The sequence below is a fragment of the Microbulbifer okhotskensis genome, from assembly GCF_023895975.1.
GTDB lineage: Bacteria > Pseudomonadota > Gammaproteobacteria > Pseudomonadales > Cellvibrionaceae > Microbulbifer > Microbulbifer okhotskensis.
The window spans coordinates 1-601 of sequence record NZ_JALBWM010000357.1; the positions used below are offsets into that span (position 1 = coordinate 1).

Consider the following 601-nt stretch of genomic DNA (forward strand, 5'->3'; position numbering starts at 1 on the left):
TCAAAAACCAAACACCTGAGCCAACCGCCACCATCCACAGAAAGAATTCCAGGTAAAAAACCGTTTTGGTTGGGGCTGGCTCATCACGATTCATATCGATTACACCGCTTTTAAGTTCTCAAACCGGAATCGACTGACCAAGCGAGCGTCCTGATATCTCGGTTGGCCGTTAGCGCCTTTCGTAAACTTCAGGTCATAACCTGATAGCCCTGTAGGTATTTTTTTGATTGAACCGCCGCGCGACAGAAATTCTTTTGTCTGCAGAGCGATTGCCTCTCGGTCTGCGGTGGTGTTGCGAATTATTTCGTGGTTGATAGGTGCGTAAATCATTTAAATTCCCTCTCGATTTGTTTTACCAGTTGGTGTCTTCCAGCATCTCAGCCCAGGTTGAGGGTTGAGGCGTTGATTCTTCACAGGGGATATATTCCCCCTCTAAAACCTCGGTCTGCTCTTCGCTCATAGGTCGAACATCCCCCGCATTTTTGCCAGTTCGCTCTTACCGCTCTGGCGAGCTTTCTCTTGGGCGTTCTTGTCTGGCAGGGCCAAGGGTTCAAATTCTTTATGAGCTGCGCTTCCTGGGGCTGGGAGGCACAACCCTAAA

General features: G+C 49.3%; 1 protein-coding gene. It reads right to left on the minus strand.

Going from position 1 to position 601, the window contains the following annotated elements; all coding sequences use genetic code 11:
* Positions 1-99 precede the first annotated feature (99 nt).
* Positions 100-330, minus strand: coding sequence for a hypothetical protein (locus tag MO867_RS22490; protein WP_252473327.1), 231 nt, complete (start codon positions 328-330; stop codon positions 100-102).
* Between the last annotated feature and the right edge of the window lie 271 nt (positions 331-601).

Coding starts and splice junctions, on each gene's coding strand:
- MO867_RS22490 (WP_252473327.1), bottom strand. CDS start 330: ATGATTTACGCACCTATCAACCACGAAATAATTCGCAACACCACCGCA.